Below are 25,145 nucleotides of genomic sequence, written 5' to 3' on the forward strand. Positions count from 1 at the left end.
GACCGGGGTCCGTTAATTCTGCAAGGGTAGCCTGGCTTTTTTCAGACAAGCCCAGATCACGGGCAACACGATGACGATCCGACGTTTCACCGCGCTTACAAAGCGCCGCGTAACGTGCCTAAAACACCTCGTGCCGACACAAGACAGCACGCTGCGCGCCCTGCCCCCCTCATCAACAGACCCGGTGAACGTGCTGGCGCACACGGGCATCGCGACCTAAGACTAACGTATTACAACGTAGTATCGGCGCATAACTTATTGGAACTATTCTCCCGGGGTCAAAACTTCTTCCATGGTACAACCATCGATCGCCACCTAATTGGCTACAATTCAATGGTTCGCCGCCCTATCGAGCTCGTAAACCCAAGCGAGCAATTCGGCAACGGCAACGTAGAGCGCCGGAGGGATATGCGCGTCCAGGTCGACCTGAGCGAGCAGTCGCACGAGTTCCCGATCCGCGTGGACCGGCAGATCGTGAGTTTCGGCCCGTGCGATGATCGCATCGGCGATATCGCCGTATCCCTTGGCAACGACACGAGGCGCGTCGTCGCCGGTTTCATAACGCAACGCCACCGCATGCCGGCGCGCGGATGCAGACGGCGACTCGTCGGCGACGTGTTCGGGTTCGTCGTCGCTCATGTCGCCGACTCGCTGATCAGGCGCACCGTGGCCTCACCCAGGCCGGCGTCCCGCAGACGGCGACGAAGCGTCTCGCGGTCCGCGGCGAGCAGGCGCCGGCCGGTATCGGATTCGGTCCATACGTCGATCTCGACGGCCTCGGTGCCGAGACGCAGCTTCGCCTCGACCAGCCCGAGCCCCGGCATCGTCAAGGACAACGACGTGATCGCCTCATGGGCCGTCGTCGGCTCAGGCGTGGCGGCCTCGCCATGGCGCTCCGGCGGCTGCTCGATGGACCAGCGCATGGGCGTGCCGGACCAGGCCTCGCCTTGCCATTGGAAGACGTTACCAGCCAGTAACTCGAGCTGCTGACGCACCAGCGGCGCAAGGCGGGGGTCGATCGTTGTGTTGGTCCCGCCGGCATCGCGCGCCGCATGCCGGTCGTTGGCCGTCCTTTCACTACCCGACGTCGCGGCCTGCTCAAGGCGCATCTCGGCTTCTCGCATTACGCGCGTGCGGGACATCTCGCCGCGAACCAGTGCCGCGAGATGCGACTCATAGAACAGACCGCTGCCCGTGACCTGCTGGGCCAGCATCGTGGCAAGAGCCGTCGGCTGGGGACGCCCAGCACTCAGAGGGTGTGCCCCATGGACCGGCGTCGACGTGGCGTTATCGCCAATCACGCCGAGCAGTCGGGCCAATGTCCCGCCCGTGCGTGACAAATGCAGACTCACCGAGCGTGCCCTGCCATCGACCGCTGGCCCGGCGCCCTCACCGGCTTGCTGGCCGGGGACACGAGTCTCATCCGAGGTCGGTATCAACCCGCGATTGCGGCTCGTCGCTGTTCGCGTCGCGGCCCCACTGTCTGCTGTGCCCGCGCGCGCCTGTGCCTGCTGCTGTTCCGGCAACGCGCCCGAAACCTTACCGTCGATCGCCCTTATCGCCGACAGGCGAGATTCACCGGCCCGCTCTCCGACACGCGCGAGATCTCCGGCCCGGCCGGATATACGCGATAACAGCGTGTCGAGTACCGGCGTAATCGTGCCCAAGATCAGCTGCCCGGACTGAGTGGATAAGCCATGCGCATGACACGTCTCGGGGTGATGGCACGCCAGCGCACACTATCTCCCGTCTCGTTGCAACACGGCGCTGTAGGCGAACTCGTGCATCCACGCACTCGCGCCTGTCGGTGTGTCGTCCGAGCGGCGCCGATGCGTCGTCGAAGCACGCAAGATCGCTCTGACCGGTGCGCGCCTTCAAACGAAGCGCGCACCGGCGGACATACATGGCCTCGACACGGGCTAGATCCGCCCATCGGGCTCGTGTGCCTGACTTTCGTAAGCCCGAGCCACGAACTGACGCTGGCGCGAATCGCCCATCAACGCACTGAGCTCGGTCATGCGCTGGTTCAGGCAATGGCGCACATCGGCTTCCGCGGCCTGGATTTCCTCGATGAGGATACGCTTGCGATCGCCGGCGTCCTCGGACAGCGTGATCTCCGATTCGGCTTCGGCGAGATCCTCGACCGCACGCACATAAGTGGTCTGCAGCTCGACAAGATGGTCCCATTCACCGGCACGCGCGTATTGCTGCATGACCCGCATATAGCTGCGAATGATCTCGTAACGATCGAGAATATCGCCGTTGATATTCGACTCGGCATGTTCGCCCATCACATGCTCCTCCCTCACCCGATCTGCTTCCATGCCGAACCGATCTCCTCGAGAAGCCGGGCGACTTCGGAGATCGCTTCGGCATCGCCGCGCAGATTGGCCTGCATCAGGCGACGAATCATGTAGTCGTAGAGTGCGTCCAGACGTTCGGCCAGCGTGCCGCCGCGCTCCATGTCGAGCGCAGCGCGCAGGCCTCGTTCAATGATGTCGATGGCTTTGGACAGTGCCGAACCACGACCGCCCACGTCACCGACGGACAGTGCGTATTCCGCCTTGCGCAACGCGCCCTGGGCACCGTCGAACAGCATGACGATCAATTGATGCGGCGAGGCGCTCATCGCGCCGCTGCTCAGCCCGACGTTGGCGTAGGCCCGGGCGGCTTGCTGGGTATTCATCGAAGGCTACTCCCGCGAAAGGCGTGTCGGTGCGCTGTCTCAGCTCGATGACGAGCCATTGAGCTGAGACAGCTGGGTTGTCAGATAGGATTGGGTGGAGTTCAGACTGGACATCATCGAGTCGAGCTGAACAAATTGCTTGCGATAGCGTTCGACCGTTGCGTCGATCGAATCCCGCATGTTGGCGATACGTTTGTCGACGTCGTCGATACTGCGCTGCAGACCGTCGCGCGCGGTACTCAACAGGCCGTTGTCATCGGTCATGCGCGCGATCGTCGCGGACAGGCCGCCGGCGATACCGGCGTTCTCGTCGTCGCTGCCGGCATCACCGCCGAACAGCGCCGCCACGCCGTTCGGATTATCGGTCAGCGCGGCATCGAGCTGGTCTTCGTCCTCGATCTTGAGCGTGCCGTCGGTTTGCAGAGAGATACCAATATCGCCGAGCACGGAGAACGCCCCGCCGGTAGTCGCCTCCGTGAGGCTGGCATGTAGCTCCGACTCGACCGAGCGCGCGGTGGAATCCCCCAGCAGAACACCGTTACCCGAAGCATCCGCGCCGTTGAATGCCGTCAGGCTGTCGGCTCTCTTCTGATAACTGTTGTAGGCAGAGACGAAACTCTTGATCGCGCCAAGGATCTGGTCGTTGTCGCGCGTGGTCGTGACACGACTGGGCTCGGTCGTTGTCGAGTGCAACGTCAGAGTCACGCCATCGATCGCATTGTCGACGGTGTTGCTGTTACGGGTGACCGATACCCCGTTGACCGTCAACTTGGCATCGCGGGCCGCCACGGTCTCGCGCATGCTGCCCTGGCCGCTCTGGCTGTCGTAATCCACGAGATCGGCCAGCGGCGTGCCGGATGCGCCGGCGGCATCGGTGGCCTTGACCGTGATCTGATTGGCGGTACCGCTGTTATCGGATGACAACACCAGATGGAACGGCGTGTCGCTGCCGTCGTCGATGATCGATGCGGAAACACCGGCGCCCGCGCCGTTGATCGCATCTCGGATATCGGTCAGCGAGCTCCCGCCTTTCGGTAGATTGATCTCGGTGGCATCGGCGTCCCCGATCGCAATCGAGATCTTGCCACCGCCCCCGATGTCCGCATCCTTGTCGGCCACCGGTTCGCCGACCAGCGACTGGGCGCGGGCAAGCTGGCTGACCGAGACATCATAGCCGCCGGCCACCGCCGCCTGATCAGTCGTTGCCGTGACCGCATCGCCTTCCACCCCGACCTTGGCTGCGTGATACAGATCGGAACCGGCCAGCTTGTCCGCCGCGTCCTTCAGATTCGTCAGTGAATTGGTGAGCGCGCCGTAGGCGCTGAACTGTGTGTTGAAGCTCGCCTTGCGATTCTGCAGCGGCACCAGGCGGTTCTGCTCGTTCGCCTTGAGATTGTCCAGCAACGAACTCAGATCGAGCCCGGAGCCGACGCCGAGCGACGACAGCGTGGAAGACGAGATACTGGCCATGGGTGACGACTCCTTGCCGGAAACGGGCGATCAAACGACGATTCCCATCGGTTGCCATTGTTATCGGCACGACGGCCGGCGACTTTAGCGGGTCTCGGGATTCGGTCCGCAATCGCGCCAGACTCGCCCCATCGGCTGGTCCCGGTGGGGAGACAGCGCCCGGTACGGACGGCCGCGACACTACATGCAGCTCATGTCTCAGATCGACGCAGCACGATCATGCGCGCCGGTAACGAACCATTATTGTCCACCGGTACCGACAACGAACCGGATCAGGGCCGATCGGTCGACAAATGTCGCCCACCCTTGGGCGGACTCTGGCCGGGCGGACAGGATGTCCCGGCACTGGACAGCGTCCGGCCGTGTTCACCGTGACAGACATGTCTGCCGGCGGGCTCTCCGTCGTAACCCTGCAATCGATAGCTGTCGGGCCGGTAGTTGCCCTGCCAGTGTTCCAGCGAGGGCCGGATATCGATACCGAGCGTGCGGTAGAGATATCCGTCCGGCAACGCGCCAGACCCCGGGTGCCAGACCGGTCCATGTGGATCGGAATGCGGGCGATCGACTCGATCGGGGACAGGACTGTCGTGCGCGAGTGCCACGGACGAGGCCGGACCGGCCGCGGCGAGCACCAGGATCGATCGGCCGAGCAGCCGCGAGAACAGGGGGCGAGTCGTCATGTCGAATGTTATCGACCGTACCGGCCCGCACTTTAGCCGCTCGAAGTGCCCTTGTCGCTGCCGGTCGGTGCAATCGACCGGCGGAGACGTTATAGCGGTGACGAAACATCCGCGGTGGCGTCGACAAGTCGTTCGAGCTGTGCCCGGCCCCATGGCCATTCACCGTGGCCACTGTCAGCATTGATGTGGCCCGCTCGCCCCGCCGGGATCCGGCAACAGCCCCACAGACGCGCCCAGGCTGCCGCAGTCTCTTCAGACAACCAGGGATCGTCCTGGCTGGTAACCAGCACGCTCGGCGCCGACAGCCGAGCGCTCGGCAGTGCGACGCTGTCATCCGGGAAACGCGCCGGATTGGCGAGTGCGGCCAGAAACAGCCCCCGCACACGCATCGGCCGGCGCGCAGCAGCCGCGACGGCCGCGAAACAACCGAAGCTATGCGCAACGAGGATCGGCGGCTCGTCGCGCGCGTCGATGCAACGGATGACCGATCGGGTCCAGGCGACCAATTGCGGCCGCTCCCAGTCGCGCTGGAAGACGCGCTCGGCCGCAAGCCGCGACTGCCAGATCGATTGCCAGTGCCCCGGCCCGCTGTCGCCGCGGCCCGGCACGATCAGAAACGAAGCCATGTTCAAGGACCTCCGCGGGACAGCCCGCACGAGTCAGGACAGACAGCCGGACGCGGGCCGGCGGATGGGATGGCATGATCTTTCGCCCGAGACGAGAACCGCAACGCCGTTTTGCTGCAGCATCGACCGACAACCGGCGCCACAAAACGTGCCGGATTGAGGCTACATGCCAAGCCACCTCGATCAGGAGTAAGAAGTAGGCTCGGGATACGTGCCCGAAATCGCCCAACGCCCGAGGTCCCGCAGCTTGTAGTCCACTGGATCGTGCAGGGTATGTGTTCTCGCATTGCGCCAGAAACGGTCGAGATGACGCGGGCGTGCCACCGTCGCCGTTCCGCCGAGCTCGAACAGCTCGCTGCCGGCTTCCAGCGATATATCGTGCGCGGCCACCTTGGCCTCGGCCACGGCGATCGCGGCGTCGCCCCGCTCTGCCGCGCTGATTGACCCGTCCCGGAAAAACAACGCATCCACGGCCTGCGCGGCATGATTGGCCAGCAGTTGTGCCGCACGCAGGCGCACCCATAGACGGCCGTAGCGATGCTGCACGTAAGGATCGTCTATGGCCGCCTCGACATCGGCAGCCGCCCAGGGCCGAGCCCGGGTGGTGGTCATTTCGCGTGCCGTGGCCAGCGCGCCCTCGGCCAGGCCGACGTAGAGATTCACCAGGACAAGCTGTGCCAGGCAGCTGCGCAGCTGATGACGCGTCGTGGTCGGCGCGTCGGCGGCCAGAAGTACGTCCTCGGCAGTGATGCGCACTCGATTGAAGCCGATGGAACCACTGTCGGTCTGGCGCTGGCCGATGGCATCCCAGTCGCCTCGAATATCCAGACCTGCACGGTCGCCCGGTATGGCAGCGATGACAAGCGCATCGCTGGCTTCGTCATAAGCTGAAACCGTCAGATAATCGGCGTCGACCGATCCCGAGCAGAACGACTTGTCGCCGTTGAAGACATAACCGCCGGACGGATGCCTGTATGCCCGACATCGTCGGTCACGCGGGTTGAGTGCATTGCCCCAGAACAGATTCTCGCGCACGGTCCGTTGCAACAGCCGCCGTTGCTGGTCCGGCGTGGCGTAGAGCATGACGGTCGCGATCTGGAGATGATGAAATGCCAGGACGTGGGCGACGGCCGAATCCGCGCGCGCCAGCCGCCGCACGACCCCATGGATCGTCGCCCAGGATTGCCCTGCGCCGCCAATCGCCGCGGGAATGGACAGATCCAGCAACCCGCTGCCACGGATGAGCGCACGCTCGGCCGCGGCGTGGCCGCCGACCGCGTCCCGCTCGGCGGCCGTGATGTCCAGCCGAGCCGCCACGTCGTCGGCAATCGCCAGCCAGTCGGCAGCCTCGTCAGCCGACCCGGGCGTTCTTGGGGGCGTGGATTGTGCCGCTGCGGGCGCCGACAGGTCAGCGGCGGTTCGGGGCGCAGCCATGGCTCAGCCTGCAGCGCGGCGAATCAGCGTCGCGGCATCGCGGGCGCCACGATAGGTGCTCGCCGGCGTGGCAGCGTTGGCCACGCCGACGAGCCGCGTATGGAGTTCGGTGGCGGCATCATCGAGCCGGGCCCGAATCGCCTCGCCGATGCGATAACCGGTCTCCGTTCGGCTGAGCTCAGAGGAAGTGACATAGACCCCGTTGAGGATGCTGTCGGCGCCAAGCGCCGAAAGTACGGGGGTCAGCGCGTAATCGAGCACCAGCAGATGATTCGGCGATCCACCGCTGGCGATCGGCAGCGCGATCTTGTTTCTCAACCCGTTCTGCGGAATCGGGTCAAGCAACAGCTTGAGTACGCCCGAGAACGAGGACTGGTAGACCGGCGTGGCGATCACGATCGCATCCGCCTCGGCCACACGCGCCAGATATTGCCGAATCGCCGGGGATTCGGTATCGGCATAGAGCAACGCCGCGGGATCGAATGCGTTCACATCGAAGGTCGCGGTCGTTGCCCCCTGCTCTTGCAGCCGCCAGGCCACATGATCGGCGGCAGTCGCGACACGGGAGGGAATGCCGGGGCTACCGGCGATGAGCACGATATTCAACATGGACTCCTGGATCGATGTCGTATGTTTCAAAGACGTCCCGAGCCTACGCAGCCCGCTGCCCGGTTCCGAACAATAAATCCGACAAAGCTATTCGGTTTCGCGTATATGGCCCCGCACATGACGACGAAAGCGCGTGCTTTGCATTGCCACCGAGAAACGTTTCCGGTGCGGCATCGGTGAATCCGAGCTGCCTTGCATCGGCAATACTCTGTTCGATCGGCTGAAACGAATACGACGATCCGAAAAGCAGCCGGTCGGGCAGGAAACCGTTGGCCGCCTCGATGTACAACGGGCTACCAGGCAGGAGGCGATACATGTCGGGGACGATCAAGATGTTCTCGTGGCGCAGCGCGCCGGCGCTGATCCGCGTCACGGGCGATAGAAGCCGTGATAGCCAATAATCGGTAGCCTCGGAAACACGTGGGCCACGCGGATCACGGCATCCGCGTCATTGAAGACCGGATCCGGCATGGTCGGTCCGTTCACGAGCGCCACCGGTACGCCGGGGGCGGCACAGCGTTTGCAGATCGGAAACAGCTGCCGTGAATCATCCGCGTGGGACGCTGGCAAGAAGAAGCCGAGCCCGAGATTGACCGTGACCAGCCTCGAGCGTGTCGTCCAGAGATCGGCCCGGCCCTTCGGGTTGTCCCGACGGGGCGCCACGCGGCGTTGCAGGCCTTCTCTGCCACCACCGGCGGGGTAATACGGCTGTCTATCTCTGAATGACACGCGCGAGCGTATCGACTGCTCGCTCAATCTCGGCCAGTGCGATCTCTACGCCCTGACCGACAGGATCGACACGGACCCGAACCGACGAGCGGCGCGGCCGCACCACGATGCCGGTCAGACGATCGTTGTCGATGTGCTGGTCCCGGGCCTGACGGCCGACCACGACGGCATGATTCACACCGGCCTCGGCAATCTCCGCCGGAAAGCCGTCAATGGTCAGTGAGCATTCGAGATATGCATCATCGCCGCGCGTGCCCATGCGGCGATCCCGGTGTGGCGCCGAAAAAATCGTGAAGGAATGCAGGACGACATCGCATGTCGATGATTGTCCTATCGTCATGCGTATCGTATTGGCAGGCGCTACGCCGCGAACGGCGACGCGAGCGTGCGATCGCTGGCGTTGTCGGCGTTGACGAATGCACCGCGATAACGAGCCGCGGGATGGTCGTCGGGCACGCGGGGTGACTCGCGACCGAGCAGTCCCGCACGCAGCGTGTTCGCGCCGTAATCGGTCTGCACGCGGCGGCGGCGCCGCAATTCGGGCACGACCCAGCTGATGAAGTCCGCGAACGTGCCCGGCGTGATCGCATAGGCCAGATTGAAGCCATCGACGCCGCCCTCGTCGACCCAGCGCTCGAGCGCATCGGCTACGGTCTGGGGGCCGCCGACGAGAACCGGGCCGATGCCGCCGATACTGCGCCGCTCGATGATGTCCCGCGGTGTCCATTGGCGATCCGGATCGGCTTTCGTCAACAGCGCCAGCACCGAGCGAATCGCGTCATTGTCGATTGCCTCCAACGGCTGATCCGGGTCGTAGCGGGAAAAATCGACGCCTGTCCAGCCGCCATAGAAGGACAACATGCCCTCGCCGCTCGCATAGTTGCGATAACTCTGGTACTTGGCCTGGGCTTCGGCATCGCTTGCGGCCGTGATCACGGTCAGCAGCGCGAAGATCTTGAGATGCGCCGGGTCACGCCCGGCCGCTTCGGCCTGGGATCGGATACTGGCCGTCAGCTCGGCCGACTGGGCGATCGTCGCCGGGGCGACGAATACGCCTTCAGCGTGTCGGGCCGCAAACCGCTGGCCGCGCGGCGAGGCCCCGGCCTGGAAGATCACCGGTGTGCGCTGGGGCGACGGCTCGCATAGATGGATGCCGGGCACGTTGAAATAATGCCCCCGGTGGCTGATCGGATGGACTTTCTCGGCATCGGTGAACACCCCGCGTTCGCGGTCGCGTACGACCGCGCCATCCTCCCAGGAGCCCTCCCAGAGCTTGTAGGTGACGTCCAGAAACTCATCAGCGAGATCGTAGCGCTCGTCGTGCGAGATCTGCCGGGCCAGCCCCATGTTGGCCGCCGCGCTATCGAGATAGGACGTCACGACATTCCAGGCCACCCGTCCCTTGGTCAGATGATCCAGCGTCGAGAACTTGCGGGCCAGGGCATACGGCTGTTCGTAGGTCAGCGCCGCGGTCACGCCGAACCCGAGATGCGACGTCACGGCGGCCATCGCCGAGATCTGCATGAACGGGTCGTTGACCGGGACCTGATCGGCGTCGCGCAACGACGTTTCGACCGAATCACGATAGACATCGTACACACCGACAACGTCGGCGATGAACAACGAATCGAACCCGCCGGATTCGAGCAGCCGCGCGAGTTCGATCCAGTAGTCCAGATCCTTGTAGGTCTCGGCGCGGTTGTCCGGATGCCGCCACGTCCCGGCCACCTGATGGCTGACACAGGTCATGTCGAACGCGTTGAGAATGATGCGTTGACTCATGCCGCACTCCTGAAGTCGCTGGGGCATTACGTTCGCCCACGCTACGAAGCCGGACGCGCCAAAGGAAATAGCAATGCAGAAAGTGCTTGTCGCGAAAGATGCTTTGCATGTCTTGCCTGACAGGTCTAAGAAATGCAGCGGTAATCGCGATTCGGAATATACATATCGACCTTAAATATTATTTTGATATCAGCGATGTGATCTATATTCCCAAAAACGATTTAAAGATTGGCTTTCGATGAATATTCAGCAGCTGCGCATCATGCGTGAAACGGTGCGTCAGGATTTCAACCTGACGGATGCCTCGACCGCGTTACATACCTCCCAATCCGGAGCCAGCAAGCATATCCGCGACCTCGAGGGCGAGCTGGGCGTCGATCTGTTCGAACGCAAGGGCAAGCGTCTGCTTGGCCTGACCGGCGAAGGCCGCATGCTGATCAGCCTGATCGAGCGCATTGTGCTCGACGTGGAGAATCTCAAGCGCTCGGCCATGCAGCTCACGCACGAAGAGGAAGGCCAGCTGTCGATCGCGACCACCCACACGCAGGCGCGGTATGCGCTGCCGCCGGTGGTAAGTCAGTTCAAGGCCGCCTTTCCCAAGGTACACCTCGAGCTGCATCAATGCGGCCCGGAAGAAATCGTCTCCCTACTCAAGGCCGGTAAGGTCGATATCGGCGTGGCCACCGAAGGCCTGGCCAACGAGACCCGCAACTTCGCCTGCTTCCGGTTCTATGAATGGCACCACTCGGTCATTGTCCCCGAAGGCCACCCGCTGGCCGACGGACAGCCCTTGACGCTCGAACGGATCGCCGAGTTTCCATTGATCACCTATCACAAGGGCTTCACCGGTCGCAGCCGGCTGAACCAGGTCTTCGAGGACGCCGGAATCACGCCGGATTTCGTGCTGACGGCACTCGATGCCGACGTGATCAAGACCTATGTGGAGCTGAATCTCGGCGTCGGGCTGATCGCGTCCATGGCCTATCACGAGGCCCGGGATCGCGGGCTCGTGCTCCTGCCGGCCGCGCATCTGTTCCCGAAGAACACCAGCTACATCGCGCTGCGCCGCGGTTATTTCCTGCGCAGCTATATCTACAAATTCCTCAATATCTGCCGCGAGGATCTCACCGAGCAGACCATCCGCGGGCTGATGTCGCGCGAGGACGCCTGATCGATCATGTCTCGCCGGCATCGAAAAGACGCACGCCGATGGCCGAAACCGGCACCGACGCTCGCAAAGTCCGGTAATGCGCAAGACCAGCCGAGCCTAGATGCCATATATCGCGTATCGCAAATCGCCGGTTCGTGAAAAGCATATCGCGCAAAGCCATTTCCATCGGCGGCGTCGACACCCCGACACGTGCGGCCGCGACGCGATACCAGGCAGGCCCGACGATCGCGTGATCTTCGCGGCCCCGCCCATCATGGCCGATCGCCTCGTTCAGACGTGCGCTTTCAAGCAGCGGCTTGCCGGCTTCACACGCATTCATGACGTACCGACAGCCGACCGAACACCAGAAGACCGCGCCATGTCACAGCCAGGTCCTGTCAACACTTCCTGCGTGCGACGTGTTATTAACCCGGCATAAAAACAGATGATTTTTCGGGTTGATAACGCGCGTGTGCAAAAGCACGCGCTTCACGGCCAACGGCCGTGAAACCATTGCAAATAAAAAGACGGACAAGGGCCGGCGTTTCTTTCGATGGCGTTGAAAACAGCTGACGTCGTCAGCTGTCTTGATGCCGGATTAATCACAGGACCCGAGCCGGCGCCGGCCCGGTCAACGCTCGGGCACACAGCCGTTCGCGGTGTGGTCTGTGGCGTCACCCGCCTCGGCCTCGAGCGCAAGCAGCGCCCGTTTGCGTGCGATGCCCCATCGATAGCCGGACATCGTGCCGTCGGTGCGCACGACCCGGTGGCAGGGAATGGCGATGGCGATCGGGTTGGCCGCACAGGCACCGGCGACAGCACGCGCCGCGCCGGGCGCGCCGATGCGCTCGGCGATCTCCGCATAGCTTGTCTGCTCGCCACAGGGAATGGCCTGCAGCGCCTGCCAGACCCGCTGCTGGAATACGGTGCCCCGAATGTCGAGCGGCAGGTCCAGACCGCGCGCCGGTGTCTCGATGAAGCCCACCACCCGGGCCACATGACGCGCGAACTCGGCGTCATCGCCAACCAGTTTGGCTCGCGCGAAACGATCCTGCAACGCTTGAACGAGCGCGTCCGGATCGTCGCCGATCGTGATCGCACAGACGCCCCGGGTCGCCCCGGCGACCAGAATCGCGCCGAGCCGGCTCTGACCGACCGCAAAGCGAATGGTCTGGTCATCCCCCTGACGGCGATAGGCTGAAGCCGACATCCCGAGCGATCGGCCGGCCGCGGCATGGAAATGACCGCTGGACTCGAAGCCGGCCGCGACCTGCGCATCGATGACGCGCTTTCCGCCGGCCAGTGCTGCGCGGACACGATGGTCCCGACAGGCGATCGCGTACTGACGCGGCGTAATGCCGACGGTCTGCTTGAACAGGCGATGCAGGTGATAGCGGCTCATGCCCAGTCGGCGTGCCAGGTCGACCAGCCGCGGCGACTTGTCGCTCGCTTCAATGAGCCGACATGCCTGCGTGATCCGCGCCATGCGGGGATCACGCGCACGATCCCGATCGGGGCGGCATCGTTTGCAGGCGCGATAACCGGCCGCCCTCGCCGCGGCGGCGTCGTTGAAAAAACGCACGTTCTCCGGCCGCGGCGGACGCGAACGACAGCTCGGCCGACAATAGATCCCGGTCGTTGCGACTGCGTAGACGAATATGCCGTCGGCACCGTCGTCATTGGTCAGCACGGCCTGCCAGCGTCTGTCATCGCATGTGTCATCCATCGCCGATCCGCCCGATACATCATCCTGATCACCAATCTATACCGGCCGGTTGCCTAGGACGCGCCAAAGATTGCGCTTTCATTCGTGGATGCCGTCTTCGACTGTCGGCGCATGTGCGCTGTCGGTCCGTTCGGCCTCGACCAGACAACTGTTGGCCGCACTCCCCTGCGACAGGCGGGAGGCTCGGAAATCGCCGGTCACGGCATTGGGGTTGCCGGCCCGCTCGATCGCGCGGCCGCGCACGTCCTTTCCCGGGGCGAACCAGGCGCCGGTCGGCAATATCACCACGCCCGGCATCAAGGTATCGCAAACGGCCGCGCCCACCAGACACGCACCGCGGTCGTTGAACAGGCGAACCGTATCGCCGGCCGCGATCCCGCGCGCTGTGGCGTCTGCCGCGGCGAAGGTGGCCACTTCGCGCCCATCGATCTTGGCCGCCTGGCTGTCGCCGACGCTATCCAGCTGGCTGTGCAGGCGATTGGCTGGCTGCGGCGAGAGCAGATGCAGCGGATACGTTCGCGCGGTGTTGCCGCCAAGCCACTCCGTCGGTTCGACCCAAGCCGGATGCGGCGGACAGTCTGCATAGTCGAATGCCGCGATCGTGGCCGAATACAGCTCGATACGCCCCGACGGCGTCTCGAGCGGATAGCGTTCCGGATCTTCGGCATAGGCAGCCAGCAAGGTCGTGGTCGCCGGCGCCTCGTCTTCGGCATCGAGCGTGAACAGCCCCTCGGTCTTCAGGGTTTCGAACGACGGCAGGCCATCAAAGCGCTCGCAATAGCCGGCATAAAGATCGGCCAGCCATTCGGATTTCGTGCGATCTCCGGTGAACGCCCGGCCCTGACCCAATCGTTGTGCGAGGCCGGCACAGATGTCGTGATCATCGCGGGCCTGGCCGAACGGCGGCCGCACCGCCCGGCTATAGGCGATCGAGCGATCCTGGCTGGAGACCACGAGATCATTGCGCTCGAACGGCAGTGTCGTCGGTAACACGATATCGGCATGCCGGGCGGTCGCCGACCACACCGGTTCGTGAACGACCACTGTTTCCGGATGTTGCCAGACGTCCTGCAGCCGGTTCAGATCCTGATGATGATGAAACGGATTGCCGCCGGCCCAGTAGACCAACCGGATATCGGGCAATACGAGCGTCTGGCCGTTATATTCCAGCGTCTCGACGTTCGGATCCAGCAACTCGGCGATCGCGGCGACCGGAATGAATTCGCCGACCGGGTTTGTGCCCTGGTTGACCCCCGGCGCGCGCAGATGGCGCACCGGCTGGCCCACCGAGTTGACCGAGCCCAAGCCGAAGGCGAAGCCACCGCCGGGCCGGCCGATCTGGCCCCGTATTGCTGCGAGCGCGATCGCCGCCCAGTAGGGTTGCTCACCGGCGGACGCCCGCTGCAAGGACCAGCCGAGATTGAGCAGCACCGTATCCATGTCCAACGCGTCGAAGACACGCTCGAGCGTGGTGATCGAGGCCCCCGTGATCGTCGACGCCCAGGCAGCGTCCTTCGCCTGGCCGTCCGTATCGCCGACGAGATAACCGATGAAACGTTCATGGCCGACCGTCTGCCGGGCCAGCGCCTCGTGATCGACCCGGCCGGTCGCCACGGCCCGATGCGCGCAGGCGAGCAAAAGTGCTGTGTCCGTGTTGGGTCGTAACGCAATGTGCTCGGCGTTCGGATGACGGGGCACATCGCCGGCGTCCGGGCTGACCACGACCAGCCGCATGCCGCGGTCCAGCGCGCGGCCGAGCCATTGCTCGACGGTATGACGGGCCACCCCACCCGGATCGCACTGCGCATTGGTCAGCCGCAGACCGAAGGCGATCAGGCAATCGGTATGGGCCGCGACCTGATCCCAACTCGGCGCACAGGCGTTGGTGCCGGCATAAGGCATTCCCAGGACATGCGGCAGAAACGCCCCGGCCGTGCCATAGCTGTAGCTGTGTCGACTGTCGGTATAGCCGCCCGCCAGGTTCAGCAGACGCTTGAGCTGGCTCTGGGCGTGGTGAAACCGGCCGGCGCTGGCCCAGCCGTAGGACCCCGCATAGATCGCACGGTTGCCATGGGTCTGCGATACCCGCGTAAGCTCGGCGGCAACATGCGACAGCGCCGTCTCCCAGTCCACGGCGACATAACGGTCTGATCCCCGCCGGGATCGTTCATCACCGGCGAGCCAGCCGCGCCGGATCATCGGTCGGGCAATGCGGTGCGCGTGTTCGGACAGCGCCAGATAATGACGCCCGAATGCCGTCGGGTTCGGATCTTCCTCGATGCCGCGTAGCCCGGGCGACGCGGCACTATCGTCGGTCTCGTACAGGCCGAAATGGGTACCGAAGAGATGGCGGGTCATAGAAAGCCGATCAGGCGGGTGCCGCCCCCAGCCTACGTGATTGCGCGGACCATGACCGGCCGTGTGCAACGCTATCGCTTCTCACTGTCGATAGCCGCTTGCCGGATGACGCTCGGGCAATCGGCCACCCGCGCCCGCACAGCCGCGCCCGCAGGCGCTGGGCATCTTCTGTCGTCGAAATGTGGTCGGTTCGCGCAATCCGCGTGACTGGTGTTCCGGCACGACCTGATCAACGGGCCGTGTCGACGCCTTGGAAAAATCGGCCAATCACGTATCGATGACGAGACGGTGCCCTTGGGCGTTCGTCTTCTGCTTCTTCAACAGTGGCCCGACGATGCGTTTTCGCGCTAGGGCCTGTTGATGTGTCGTGCGAGTCCGCGCCAAGTGCGCCCTGAAATTGACGATGGGCGGCAAGACGAGGCATAGCACGCATAGCGCGTCGTTCTGCGCCAGCCTGCTAGAACGCTGTATTGCCGTCGTGTTCTTGATTTTGGGGCGCTTGTCTCTTCGGGTTGGGCCGCCCATGAAAAATAAACGGTGGGCGCCCGGCGGCGTTGCGCGTCTGAATCGCGGCACGCCACGATCGGCGACTCGCGCCTTGCCCGACACACTGCGGTCTCTCGACGAAAAGGCGCTCGAACGAAACATCAACAGGCCCTAGCCGGCGGCCGGCTCGTCGACGCCTTGACGGCCGGTATTGCTGTCAACGGGATGCCGGGTGTCGTGCGGCTGCGACCATTCCGGGGGCAATCCATGAAGCGATCGGCTCACAAGCCGGGCGGGCCCGGCGCCCACAGCCGTGTCTTGCGGCAAGTCGGCATTTCAGTGCCGAGCCGCAGGCCGTCGAAAACGGCATGCCAGGCTGACGTGTGATGAGCGCTGTACATGCCGCGGTTTGTGCCTGCGCCGGTCCGTGCGATCGCGACAATCGATACGGCACCGCCCGCGATAACCGAGCGGTCATCTGGCAACGGCACGATGCGTGCTCACGCCGGGCTTTGATGGCGCAGCAGCTGCTCGCGCAGGCTGCCCAGCTCCTTGAGCGTGACGATCACATCAGCCAGCCGCTCCTCGGACCATTGGCGCACGAAGTCGGGGACGGCGCCGTCGCCCTGTTTCATGTGCGAGTCCACGGCCAGTGCATCCGTCAGGTTGGCCTCGAAACGCTCGATGTCCGGCAGCACCTTGGCCAGTTCATCACGCGGTATGGCGGCGCCGCCGATGTCGATGTGACCCTGCGGCGCTTGGGGCATGTCAGTGCTGCTCATCGCTTGGCTCGGCTGTTTGGCATGACGCTCCGATCATCGGGGCGTCTCGCGAGGTTTCAAATCGCCGATTCGCGGGCATGAAATCGATCACTGGCATAGGGCCCGGGATCGATGAACGGCGTTTCGCCGTCCATCATCTCACCGATCAGGCGGCCGGTGGCCGGGCCTAGCGTGAAGCCCTGATGGCCGTGCCCGAAAGCGAACCATAGACCCTCGTGGCGATGCGCTGGGCCGATGACCGGCTTCATGTCGGCCAGGCAGGGCCGGGCGCCCTTCCACGGGGTCTGTTCACGGCGCTCGCCCAAGGCAAAGAACTGTCGCGCCGTGGCTTCGGCGGCCTCGAGCTGGCCCAGACGCGGCGCGGCATCGATGGTGTTGAGTTCGGCGCCGGTCGTCAGGCGCAATCCGGCCGATTTCGGCGTCAGCAGATACCCCTTCTCGGCGTCCATGATGCCGTAATGCAGGGTGGCGCCGGGCGCCGGATCGTAATGCATGTGATAGCCGCGCATCACGAACATGGGCATGTCGTAACCCAGCCGCGCGAGCCAGGCCGGCGACCATGGACCGGTCGCGAGCACCATGTCGGTGGCGCTCAGCCGACCGCCCGCGGTCTCCAGATGCCATTGCCCGGCGCGTCGTGCGATATCGGTCGCCTCGGCTTGGACCACCTGCCCGCCGAGCGAGCGGAAATAGTCGGCATAGGCCTGGACGAGTCCACCGGGATCGATCACCGACCAGGCATTGGTCCAGTGCACGGCGCCCACGACCTCCAGCGACAGATCCGGCTCCATCTCCCGGAGCCGCGGGGGATCGATTCGCTCATAGGTCACACCGAAGCGGGTCCGGAAATCCTCGGCCTTGGCCAGAAACTGCTCGAATGCGGTCTGCGTGCGAAACACCTGCAACCAACCGTCCCGACGCACGAGCGCGCTGGCGCCGGCCGGCTGAAACAGGGCTTCGTGCTCGGCGGTGCAGCGCATGATCAACGCCGCGTATTCGGGCACGATGCGCTCGAAGGCCCGCGGCGCCGAATACCGCCAGTATTGCCACAATGGATTGGCTTCGGAGAACATCGCCCCCGCGCGGTAACGCACGTCGATGCTCTTGTTCGGCAGCACGCGCCAGAGGTTGGCCAAGTCACGCGGGAAGGGATGCGGCTGTACCGCTTCGCGTTGAATCAGGCCGGCATTGCCGAAAGACGTCTCGCGTCCGGGCGCACGCCGATCGACGAGCGTGACGGATCGACCGCGCGCCTGCAGATGGCAGGCAATCGATACGCCCACCATGCCTGCGCCGAGAACCAGTGTGTCGGACGTCATGACATCAGTCCCATGTCGTTGGAGACTCAATGCTAGGCGCTATCGGACGTGCGTCAAGCGTTTGTGCGCCGCTGGCTCGACGCCGGCCACGGGCACCGCTATCGGCCCTCGATACCTGGGGCTCGGCCGTCGCCGGATCGCCGTCCGTGCAAGACCGCGCCACAGGTTCTACGATAACCGCACCTGGGGGAGCCCTTGGCTGAGAGGTTCCGTTGGAACGACCCCTGAACCTGATCCGGATGATGCCGGCGTAGGAAAGGAATATCGCATGTCGAACCGTCACCGGCGCCGGTGCCGACAACCGGGCACATCGTGACCGCGCTGATCGAGACGATCTGGCAGGGCCTGGCCGGCGCAACCCCGCTCGAACAGAGCGCCACCATCCTCGGGCTGCTCGGCGTGTGGCTGGCGACCCGTCAGAGTCTCTGGAACTTCCCGGTCGGCCTCGTGCAGGTGGTTCTGGCCGGGATCGTATTCTCTCAGCAGCGTCTTTTCGCCGATGCCTGCCTGCAGGCCGTCTATTTCATCGCCCTGGCCTGGGGTTGGTGGTGCTGGACGCACCCCGCGAACGATCGCCGAGCCAGTCTGCCGGTCACGACGCTTTCCACGCGTCATCGTATCTGGTTCGTCGTCGCGGGGCTGATGGCCTGTCTGGCCTGGGGTCTGCTGCTCGACCGCGTGGGGGATCCGATGCCCTGGCGGGATGCGTTCATCGCCGCCTTCGGCGTCATTTCGCAGTGGCTCGAGGCACACAAGAAGATCGAAGCCTGGCTGGGCTGGGTCATGGTCAACCTCGCCGGCATCGGTGTCTACGCCGCCATCGGCCTGTACTGGTTCGTTGGCCTGTATCTGATCTATCTCGTCTTGTCGTTCATTGGCCTCGTCTCCTGGCGGCGCTCGATGCAGCACGAAGACACGACATGATCGCTCGCGTCGCGCTGTTCGGGTTCGAAAGCACCGGCAAGACAACACTTGCTTCGGCCCTGGCGGCCCATTTCAATGCGCCCTGGAGCGCGGAATACGTTCGCGGGTTCTTCGCTGCACGAGATGGGCATGTCACGGCTGCCGATCTGCCGATGATCGCGCGCGGTCAGATCGCGAACGAGGAGGCCGCGGCCGCGCGCGCGACCGATCTCGTCTTCTGCGATACCGATCTGCTCACGCACCGGCTCTGGGTGGACCTCCTGTTTCCGGGACGCTGCCCACCCTGGGTTCGCAGTATGGCTCCCCGCCGCGCGACACGATTCGCCCTGTATCTGTATTGCGATATCGATATGCCCTGGGTCGACGACGGCCAGCGCACATTCGCCAGGCCGAGCGAACGGGCCCGCCTGGCCGAACGGTGGCAAGCCGCGCTCGCGGCCCTGCCGGTGCCGTCAATCACGCTACGTGGTGACTTCGAAACCCGATTCGCCCGGGCCGTGACAGCCGTTGAAGCCCTGCGCCGCGGCGATCTTCGTTTCTGAAGACGAATCTCGGCGCCGTGCCAGCGCGGGAGAACCAAAACTCGGTACGACGCCCTGCTCGTCGAGCGCCCGGTGCCCGAGCATGCGCCGGCATATCAGGACCTGTTGACACTTCGCGCGTGACCGCGTTGCCGCCCAGAAACCGGCCAGGCAAGGCGCATGGCGCCGGCAAGGTCAAGCCGTGCAACGCCGCATGGCCGGTTCCTGCGCGCAACCCGACGGGACGGCGGTCATTTTTCCGCAATCCGGCGTTGTCGTTCGCGACACCAGAATGACGGCCGTACGCGCCCGATGCCTTGTCTTGCAAAAAATGAGCGCCGGCGCGGCGCACGCGGGACGTGTTAACAGGCCCTAATACAGTTGCGGCCGGAAGACAGGGCTCAGTCGGTTCCGGTCGCATGCAGATCGGCCGAATACAGATGCCATCGCCGCTGCGCCCGGGTGGCACCGTCGACATCATTCACCCGGCGGAGGACGTAGGTCCCGGTAAAGCGCTTTTGCGCGCCGGAGTCCTGTGTCGCGATGACCGTGACCGGGACAGTGATGTAGATCGAGCCGGCCGCGCCCTCCGGCTGTCGCGGCGTGCCCACCGCGACGCGACTGGATTGCGTATCGGCAAAGCCTTGCCGGAAGTCGGCGAGCGTCTTGCCGCTGGCGTTGCGATCGCCATCTCGTGGGCCCCACAGGTGGTAGGCCGTCGAATAATCACGGTGATCGATCGCGTCGTAATAGCGCCGTATGACGTCAGCCGCGCCACTCGGTAATGTATCGACATCCGTTGGTTTTTCGGCAGACGCATGCACGGCTGCGCTGGTGTCGGCGTTGGCCGGGTCTGTGTTCTGCTCAGCACTCGGAGCATCCGCCGTGCAAGCCGTCAGCGACAGCATCACGCAGACGAGGACCGGTCCGATCCATGGGCGAGCGCCCGATATGACAGGGGGCATGTCGATCACCTCTGCGTTTGACAGCACGAACCGACGCGCGCGTCGGCTCGTCAGACCAGAAACTTGATGGCCACGATCGCCAGCAGTACAGCGAAACCGCGTTTGAGCCAGAGGGCCGGCAATCGATGCGCGGCCGCGGCCCCGAGACGAGCCATCGGTACGCTCAGGATGACGATGCTGGCCATGGCCGGCCAGACCACATACCCCGTGGACCATGCCGGCAGACCGGGCCTGCCATAGCCGACAATCATCGACGTCAGCGCGCCGATGATGGCGATGGGAAGCCCCGACGCCGCCGAAGTCCCGACCGCCTGCGTCATGATCGCACCGCGCCAGCTCAGAAACGGCACGGTCAATGCGCCGCCTCCAACCCCGAACAGTGCCGATATCGCACCGATGACGGTTCCGGCCGCTGATAGACCGAGCGTACCCGGGATCCCGCCTTCACCGCGTGGGCGACTGTTGATCCACATGCGAGCCGCCAGCGCGAGGAAGAACAGCCCGAGCAACAGATTGAGCACGCCGGCGGACAGCCTGTCGCCGATACACACACCGATGACGGCGCCGACGACCAGGCCCGGCAGCAGCCGCCCCAGCCAGTCGTAGCGCACCGCCCCGCGTTGATGATGTGCCCAGGTCGAAGACACCGCCGTAATCGCGATACAGGCCAGCGAGGTGCCGATCGCCGCATGGATGATGAGCTCGTCGGCCACCCCCTGCAGCCCGAAGGCAATCACCAGAAGCGGCACGATCACGATGCCCCCGCCGATGCCGAACAGCCCGGCGAGAAAACCGCCACCGGCACCGATGAGCAGATAGAGCAGCACGCTTTCCATGAAATTGCGGGGATTCGCTGGTTACTACACGGAACAATAGCCGATATGACCCGTCGCGCGAAGCGGCGCCACTATTTTGTGCGCCATTTTATAGCGGCGTCTTGTTTTTATATAGCCTTTTATTTTCAGAAGGTTAAAAACCAAACCTCATGCCAGGAATCGCCCCTGCAATTCGCTATATAGTCGACTACATCAGAAATCGCCACGCTTGTCGGGCCGTCGGGGATGCGCGACATTGAGCGCACCATCAGTCAGTGAGGTCCGCCATGAAGGACGCCACGAACATGCCTGTCGATGTCGCGATCGACCTGCGTATCAATGGGAAGATGACCCAACTCGATGTGCCGCCGAACGTCGTGCTGCTCGATGCGCTGCGTGATCGCCTCGGCCTGACCGGCACGAAGAAAGGCTGCGATCACGGCCAGTGCGGGGCCTGCACCGTTCTCGTCAACGGCGAGGCCGTCAATTCCTGCCTCTCGCTCGCCGTGACGCACGACGGCGACGACATCACGACCGTGGAAGGTCTGGCCGACGGCGAGACGCTCTCCCCGGTTCAGCAGGCCTTTCTCGATCACGACGCATTCCAGTGCGGGTACTGCACGCCCGGGCAGATGGTCTCGGCGACCGAACTGATGCACAACCACGCCGTGGGCGATACGGATGCCGATATCGCAGAGGCCATGAGCGGCAATATCTGTCGCTGCGGGGCTTACAAGAACATCGTTGCGGCCATCCAGTCCGCGCGCAAGGCCGGCTAGGAGCTCATCGATGCGACAATTCGAATACAAGCGCGCCGAGGACGCCCGGGCCGCGGTTGCCGCCCACGCCGGTAACGATGCGGCCGCTTATCTGGCCGGCGGCACGACCCTCATCGATCTCGTCAAGCTCGATGTGATGCAGCCGGAGCGGCTGGTCGACGTCAATCGACTCGCCCTTGATGCGATCGAGCCCGCTGACAACGGCGGCCTGCGCATCGGGGCGACCGTGCGCAATACCGCACTCGCCCATGACAAGCGCGTCCGCCGGGACTATCGGGTGCTGTCCGAGGCGCTGCTGCAGGGTGCCTCACGCCAGTTGCGCAACCGCGCCACGACGGCCGGTAACGTCATGCAACGTGTGCGCTGCTCTTATTTCCGCGACGGCATTTCGCCTTGCAACAAGCGCGAGCCGGGCACCGGCTGTTCGGCCATCGAGGGCAGGAATCGAGAGGTCTTTGCCGTTCTCGGGACGTCCGAACACTGCATTGCCGTTCACCCCTCGGACATGTGTGTCGCCATGGCCGCAATCGGCGCCACGGTTCGAGTCGAAGACGCCGAGGGCAGCCGCGAGATCGATTTCGCCGACTTCCACAAGCTGCCGGGCGACACGCCGCACATCGAACACGAACTGGCCGGCGACGAGCTGATCACCCATGTGACACTCGATGCCCCGGTCGCCGACGCCGGCTCGACGTACATCAAACTGCGGGATCGCTCGTCGTATCAGTTCGCTTTGGCCTCCTGTGCAGCCATCGTGTCACTCGACGGCGATCGGATTCGCGAGGCACGCATCGCCCTGGGCGGGGTCGGGACCAAGCCCTGGCGTTGCCTCGATGCCGAGCAGGCGCTCGTCGGCCAACCCGCCGTCGATGAGACGTTCGAGGCGGCGGCTGCCGCGGCCATGCGCGATGCCACGCCCTACAAACACAACGCATTCAAGATTCCGCTCGCCCGCAAGGCCATCGTTTGCGCCCTGCGCGATGCCGCTGCCCGGGCCGGCAACGGAGCATAAGCCATGAGTACTGCCACCATCGGTACCGCTGTCCCTCGTGTCGAGGGCATCGACAAGCTCACCGGGCGCGCCCGCTATGCCGCGGACTTCCACCCCGAGGGCATGGCCTACGGCTACGGGGTCTACAGCACCATCTCGCGCGGTCGCGTCGTATCCATCGATACCGAACAGGCGCAGCAGATGCCGGGCGTGATCGAGATCTTCCATCACGATAATTTTCCCGAGTTGCATCGCTCACCGGCCAGTTTTCCCGAAGAGAACATGGTCGACGAATTGCGCACGCCGTTCGAGGACGATGTCGTCCACTACGCCGGCCAGTTCGTGGCGTTCGTGGTCGCCGAAACGTTCGAGCAGGCCCGCAACGCCGCCTACCGTGTTCGTGTCGACTATGACGCCGAATCGGCGGCGGCCACGCTGGCCGACGGCCGCGCCCGCGGTACCACCGAGGCCAACCGGAACGAACGCGGTGATGCCGATGCTGGCTTCTCCAGTGCGGAAGTGACGGTTGATGCGACCTATACAACGCCGGTCGAGACCCATAACCCGATGGAGTTGCATGCCACGACCGCCTACTGGCGGGACGGCCGGCTGGTCGTGCACGAATCGACCCAGGGCGTGATCTTCGCCCGCAACACGCTGGCCAAGAATTTCGATCTCGACCCCAGCCAGATCGAGATTCATGCCGATTTCATCGGCTCCGGTTTCGGCGGCAAACTCTGGCTGTGGCCGCATTGCCTGGCCACCTGCGCCGCCTCGCGCGAACTCGGTCGGCCAGTGCAGTTCATGCTGCCCCGCCAGTACATGTTCACGACGTCCGGGCATCGCCCGGAGACATCGCAACATCTCCGGCTGGGCGCAACCCGACAGGGCGTGCTGACATCGATCATGCACGAGTCGATTAACAGTACCTCGTCGATCAACACGTTCGTCGAAGCCTGTGGCGGGTCCACGGCGAGTCTGTATGCCTGCGACAATCTTCGCGTGACGCACGCCACGGCGGTCGTCGACCGGGGCACGCCCACGCCCATGCGCGCCCCCGGCGCCGGCGTCGGCCTGTTCGCGCTGGAGTCCGCGATGGACGAGCTGGCCATCGCACTCGACATGGACCCGTTGGCCCTGCGGCGCAAGAACTTCACCGAAGTCGACCCTGACGGCGGCAAGCCGTTCTCGTCGAACCACATGCTGGAGTGCTACGACCGGGCCGCCGAGCGATTCGGCTGGGCCGATCGCGATCCGGCCATCGGCTCGATGCGCGATGGCGACGAAATCCTGGGCTGGGGGCTGGCCGCCTGTAACTGGGACGCCATGCGCAACCCCTGTGATGCCCGCGTCACGCTTCGCCCGGACGGCTCGGCCACGGTGCACTGCGCGACACAGGACATCGGCACCGGCACATATACCATCATTGCCCAGACCGCGGCCGACACGCTCGGCATCGATATCGACCGGGTACACGTGGCGATCGGCGATTCCACCTTTCCGCACGGCCAGATCTCCGGCGGCTCCTGGGCGACCGCCTCGATCCTTCCTGCGGTGATCGGCGCCTGCAAGGCTGCATCCGACAGGCTCATCGAATACGCGGTCAAGGACGGCGCGCCCATGGCAGGTGCCAATGGCGACGACTTGATCTACGAGGCCGGCGTGGTGAAGAACGGCCAAGGCGATCAGGCATCGGCCAAGGCCATCCTGAAGCCTTTGAGCCTGCCCAGCGCGGTCGGCGATTTCCACTCCGACGGTGCCACTGAACCCGGTTATTCGTACGGCTCGTTCGGCGTGCATTTCGTCGAGATCGGCTGGGCGCCGGATATCGCACGGCTGCGCGCGCGACGCGTGGTCAGCGCGGTCGACGCCGGCGCGATCATCAACGACCGGACAGCGCGCAACCAGGTCGAAGGCGCCATCGTCATGGGCCTCGGCTCGGCCCTGTTCGAAGCCACGGAATACGACGAACGTACCGCTCGCCCGGTCAACAACAATTACGCCGAGTATCTGGTGCCGGTCAACGCGGACATGCCGGATCTCGACGTCATTCTTCTCGATCACCCCGACTACAAGCTCAACGAACTCGGCGCTCGCGGCATCGGCGAAATCGGGCTGACCGGCATCCAGGCCGCCGTGGCCAACGCCGTCCACCATGCCACCGGCAAACGCATCCGCGACCTGCCGATCATGCTCGACAAACTCATGGAAACGAGCTGACGATGGGGCGGCAGCGGGCCGGCCGCCGGAGCGGGCCCGCTGCACCCGGCAGCTCGGCCGTTGAGCCGAACGATACACGTTTTCCTTTTCCCG

25 protein-coding genes and 1 riboswitch are annotated in these 25,145 nt (G+C 64.4%); of the genes, 6 read left to right on the forward strand and 19 right to left on the reverse strand.

Going from position 1 to position 25,145, the window contains the following annotated elements; translation table 11 throughout:
• Window positions 1-330: 330 nt before the first annotated feature.
• The 13 genes from D3260_RS01145 to D3260_RS01205 all read right to left on the reverse strand — a co-directional run bounded on the left by D3260_RS01145 (window position 331) and on the right by D3260_RS01205 (window position 10,016).
• On the reverse strand, window positions 331-639 hold the full coding sequence (locus D3260_RS01145) for an EscU/YscU/HrcU family type III secretion system export apparatus switch protein (RefSeq protein ID WP_120096716.1): 309 nt from the start codon (window positions 637-639) through the stop codon (window positions 331-333).
• Window positions 636-1,352, reverse strand: coding sequence for a flagellar hook-length control protein FliK (locus D3260_RS01150; RefSeq protein ID WP_147418066.1), 717 nt, complete (start codon window positions 1,350-1,352; stop codon window positions 636-638). The genes D3260_RS01145 and D3260_RS01150 overlap by 4 nt, the downstream gene beginning before the upstream one ends.
• A gap of 567 nt (window positions 1,353-1,919) precedes the next feature.
• Window positions 1,920-2,291 (reverse strand): flagellar protein FliT, encoded by a 372-nt coding sequence (locus D3260_RS01155; RefSeq protein WP_158583336.1) that lies wholly within the window; start codon window positions 2,289-2,291, stop codon window positions 1,920-1,922.
• A 14-nt stretch (window positions 2,292-2,305) separates the two neighbouring features.
• The gene (fliS, locus tag D3260_RS01160) at window positions 2,306-2,686 is read right to left on the reverse strand and encodes a flagellar export chaperone FliS (RefSeq protein ID WP_120096721.1); all 381 of its coding nucleotides are present in this window, start codon (window positions 2,684-2,686) and stop codon (window positions 2,306-2,308) included.
• A gap of 39 nt (window positions 2,687-2,725) precedes the next feature.
• A complete protein-coding gene (gene fliD, locus D3260_RS01165) occupies window positions 2,726-4,156 on the reverse strand; it encodes a flagellar filament capping protein FliD (RefSeq protein ID WP_120096722.1) in 1,431 nt (476 codons plus the stop codon).
• A 272-nt stretch (window positions 4,157-4,428) separates the two neighbouring features.
• Complete coding sequence (locus D3260_RS01170) at window positions 4,429-4,836, reverse strand: hypothetical protein (protein WP_120096723.1); 408 nt, start codon at window positions 4,834-4,836, stop codon at window positions 4,429-4,431.
• Between the two features lie 89 nt (window positions 4,837-4,925).
• Window positions 4,926-5,462: an alpha/beta hydrolase gene (locus D3260_RS01175; protein ID WP_120096724.1), complete on the reverse strand. Its 537-nt coding sequence runs from the start codon at window positions 5,460-5,462 to the stop codon at window positions 4,926-4,928.
• A 183-nt stretch (window positions 5,463-5,645) separates the two neighbouring features.
• Window positions 5,646-6,896 (reverse strand): acyl-CoA dehydrogenase family protein, encoded by a 1,251-nt coding sequence (locus D3260_RS01180; RefSeq protein ID WP_120096725.1) that lies wholly within the window; start codon window positions 6,894-6,896, stop codon window positions 5,646-5,648.
• A gap of 3 nt (window positions 6,897-6,899) precedes the next feature.
• Entirely contained in the window at window positions 6,900-7,493 is a 594-nt protein-coding gene (gene ssuE / locus D3260_RS01185) for an NADPH-dependent FMN reductase (RefSeq protein WP_233543919.1), read from the reverse strand.
• A 55-nt stretch (window positions 7,494-7,548) separates the two neighbouring features.
• Window positions 7,549-7,878 (reverse strand): hypothetical protein, encoded by a 330-nt coding sequence (locus D3260_RS01190; protein ID WP_120096727.1) that lies wholly within the window; start codon window positions 7,876-7,878, stop codon window positions 7,549-7,551.
• Complete coding sequence (locus D3260_RS01195; RefSeq protein WP_147418068.1) at window positions 7,875-8,234, reverse strand: hypothetical protein; 360 nt, start codon at window positions 8,232-8,234, stop codon at window positions 7,875-7,877. Before D3260_RS01195 ends, D3260_RS01190 begins: the two co-directional genes overlap by 4 nt.
• On the reverse strand, window positions 8,218-8,574 hold the full coding sequence (locus D3260_RS01200) for a hypothetical protein (protein WP_147418069.1): 357 nt from the start codon (window positions 8,572-8,574) through the stop codon (window positions 8,218-8,220). Before D3260_RS01200 ends, D3260_RS01195 begins: the two co-directional genes overlap by 17 nt.
• Window positions 8,575-8,594: 20 nt before the next feature.
• A complete protein-coding gene (locus D3260_RS01205) occupies window positions 8,595-10,016 on the reverse strand; it encodes an LLM class flavin-dependent oxidoreductase (protein ID WP_120096730.1) in 1,422 nt (473 codons plus the stop codon).
• Between the two features lie 238 nt (window positions 10,017-10,254).
• Here D3260_RS01205 and D3260_RS01210 point away from each other — a divergent pair, with 238 nt between their 5' ends.
• The gene (locus tag D3260_RS01210; protein ID WP_120096731.1) at window positions 10,255-11,187 is read left to right on the forward strand and encodes a CysB family HTH-type transcriptional regulator; all 933 of its coding nucleotides are present in this window, start codon (window positions 10,255-10,257) and stop codon (window positions 11,185-11,187) included.
• A gap of 610 nt (window positions 11,188-11,797) precedes the next feature.
• Here the strand turns inward: D3260_RS01210 and ada are convergent.
• From ada to D3260_RS01245, 4 genes are all read right to left on the reverse strand, one after another.
• Complete coding sequence (ada, locus tag D3260_RS01220; protein ID WP_120096733.1) at window positions 11,798-12,892, reverse strand: bifunctional DNA-binding transcriptional regulator/O6-methylguanine-DNA methyltransferase Ada; 1,095 nt, start codon at window positions 12,890-12,892, stop codon at window positions 11,798-11,800.
• A 78-nt stretch (window positions 12,893-12,970) separates the two neighbouring features.
• Complete coding sequence (locus tag D3260_RS01225; RefSeq protein WP_120096734.1) at window positions 12,971-15,250, reverse strand: molybdopterin-dependent oxidoreductase; 2,280 nt, start codon at window positions 15,248-15,250, stop codon at window positions 12,971-12,973.
• Window positions 15,251-16,236: 986 nt separating this feature from the next.
• Window positions 16,237-16,518, reverse strand: a complete 282-nt coding sequence (locus D3260_RS01240) for a hypothetical protein (protein WP_120096737.1) — start codon at window positions 16,516-16,518, stop codon at window positions 16,237-16,239.
• A gap of 56 nt (window positions 16,519-16,574) precedes the next feature.
• Complete coding sequence (locus D3260_RS01245) at window positions 16,575-17,837, reverse strand: FAD-binding oxidoreductase (protein ID WP_120096738.1); 1,263 nt, start codon at window positions 17,835-17,837, stop codon at window positions 16,575-16,577.
• A 175-nt stretch (window positions 17,838-18,012) separates the two neighbouring features.
• Window positions 18,013-18,111, forward strand: a riboswitch (TPP riboswitch).
• Window positions 18,112-18,149: 38 nt separating this feature from the next.
• Between D3260_RS01245 and pnuC the strand changes: the two genes are divergently transcribed.
• Together pnuC and D3260_RS01255 are read left to right on the forward strand one after the other, a co-directional pair.
• Window positions 18,150-18,761: a nicotinamide riboside transporter PnuC gene (gene pnuC, locus D3260_RS01250; RefSeq protein WP_158583338.1), complete on the forward strand. Its 612-nt coding sequence runs from the start codon at window positions 18,150-18,152 to the stop codon at window positions 18,759-18,761.
• On the forward strand, window positions 18,758-19,303 hold the full coding sequence (locus tag D3260_RS01255; protein WP_120096740.1) for an AAA family ATPase: 546 nt from the start codon (window positions 18,758-18,760) through the stop codon (window positions 19,301-19,303). The genes pnuC and D3260_RS01255 overlap by 4 nt, the downstream gene beginning before the upstream one ends.
• A 380-nt stretch (window positions 19,304-19,683) precedes the next feature.
• Here D3260_RS01255 and D3260_RS01260 read toward each other — a convergent pair whose 3' ends face one another.
• Both D3260_RS01260 and D3260_RS01265 read right to left on the reverse strand, forming a co-directional pair.
• Window positions 19,684-20,247 (reverse strand): hypothetical protein, encoded by a 564-nt coding sequence (locus D3260_RS01260; protein WP_147418071.1) that lies wholly within the window; start codon window positions 20,245-20,247, stop codon window positions 19,684-19,686.
• A gap of 50 nt (window positions 20,248-20,297) precedes the next feature.
• Window positions 20,298-21,083: a sulfite exporter TauE/SafE family protein gene (locus D3260_RS01265; protein ID WP_120096742.1), complete on the reverse strand. Its 786-nt coding sequence runs from the start codon at window positions 21,081-21,083 to the stop codon at window positions 20,298-20,300.
• Between the two features lie 266 nt (window positions 21,084-21,349).
• Between D3260_RS01265 and D3260_RS01270 the strand changes: the two genes are divergently transcribed.
• From D3260_RS01270 to D3260_RS01280, 3 genes are read left to right on the forward strand one after another with little or no spacing between them, the layout of a single operon-like run.
• On the forward strand, window positions 21,350-21,841 hold the full coding sequence (locus D3260_RS01270; RefSeq protein WP_120096743.1) for a (2Fe-2S)-binding protein: 492 nt from the start codon (window positions 21,350-21,352) through the stop codon (window positions 21,839-21,841).
• Between the two features lie 10 nt (window positions 21,842-21,851).
• Entirely contained in the window at window positions 21,852-22,853 is a 1,002-nt protein-coding gene (locus tag D3260_RS01275) for a xanthine dehydrogenase family protein subunit M (RefSeq protein WP_120096744.1), read from the forward strand.
• A gap of 3 nt (window positions 22,854-22,856) precedes the next feature.
• A complete protein-coding gene (locus tag D3260_RS01280; protein ID WP_120096745.1) occupies window positions 22,857-25,052 on the forward strand; it encodes a xanthine dehydrogenase family protein molybdopterin-binding subunit in 2,196 nt (731 codons plus the stop codon).
• The last annotated feature ends 93 nt before the right edge of the window (window positions 25,053-25,145 follow it).

Origin of the sequence: Salinisphaera sp. Q1T1-3, from assembly GCF_003602005.1 — a bacterium.
Taxonomy (GTDB): domain Bacteria; phylum Pseudomonadota; class Gammaproteobacteria; order Nevskiales; family Salinisphaeraceae; genus Salinisphaera.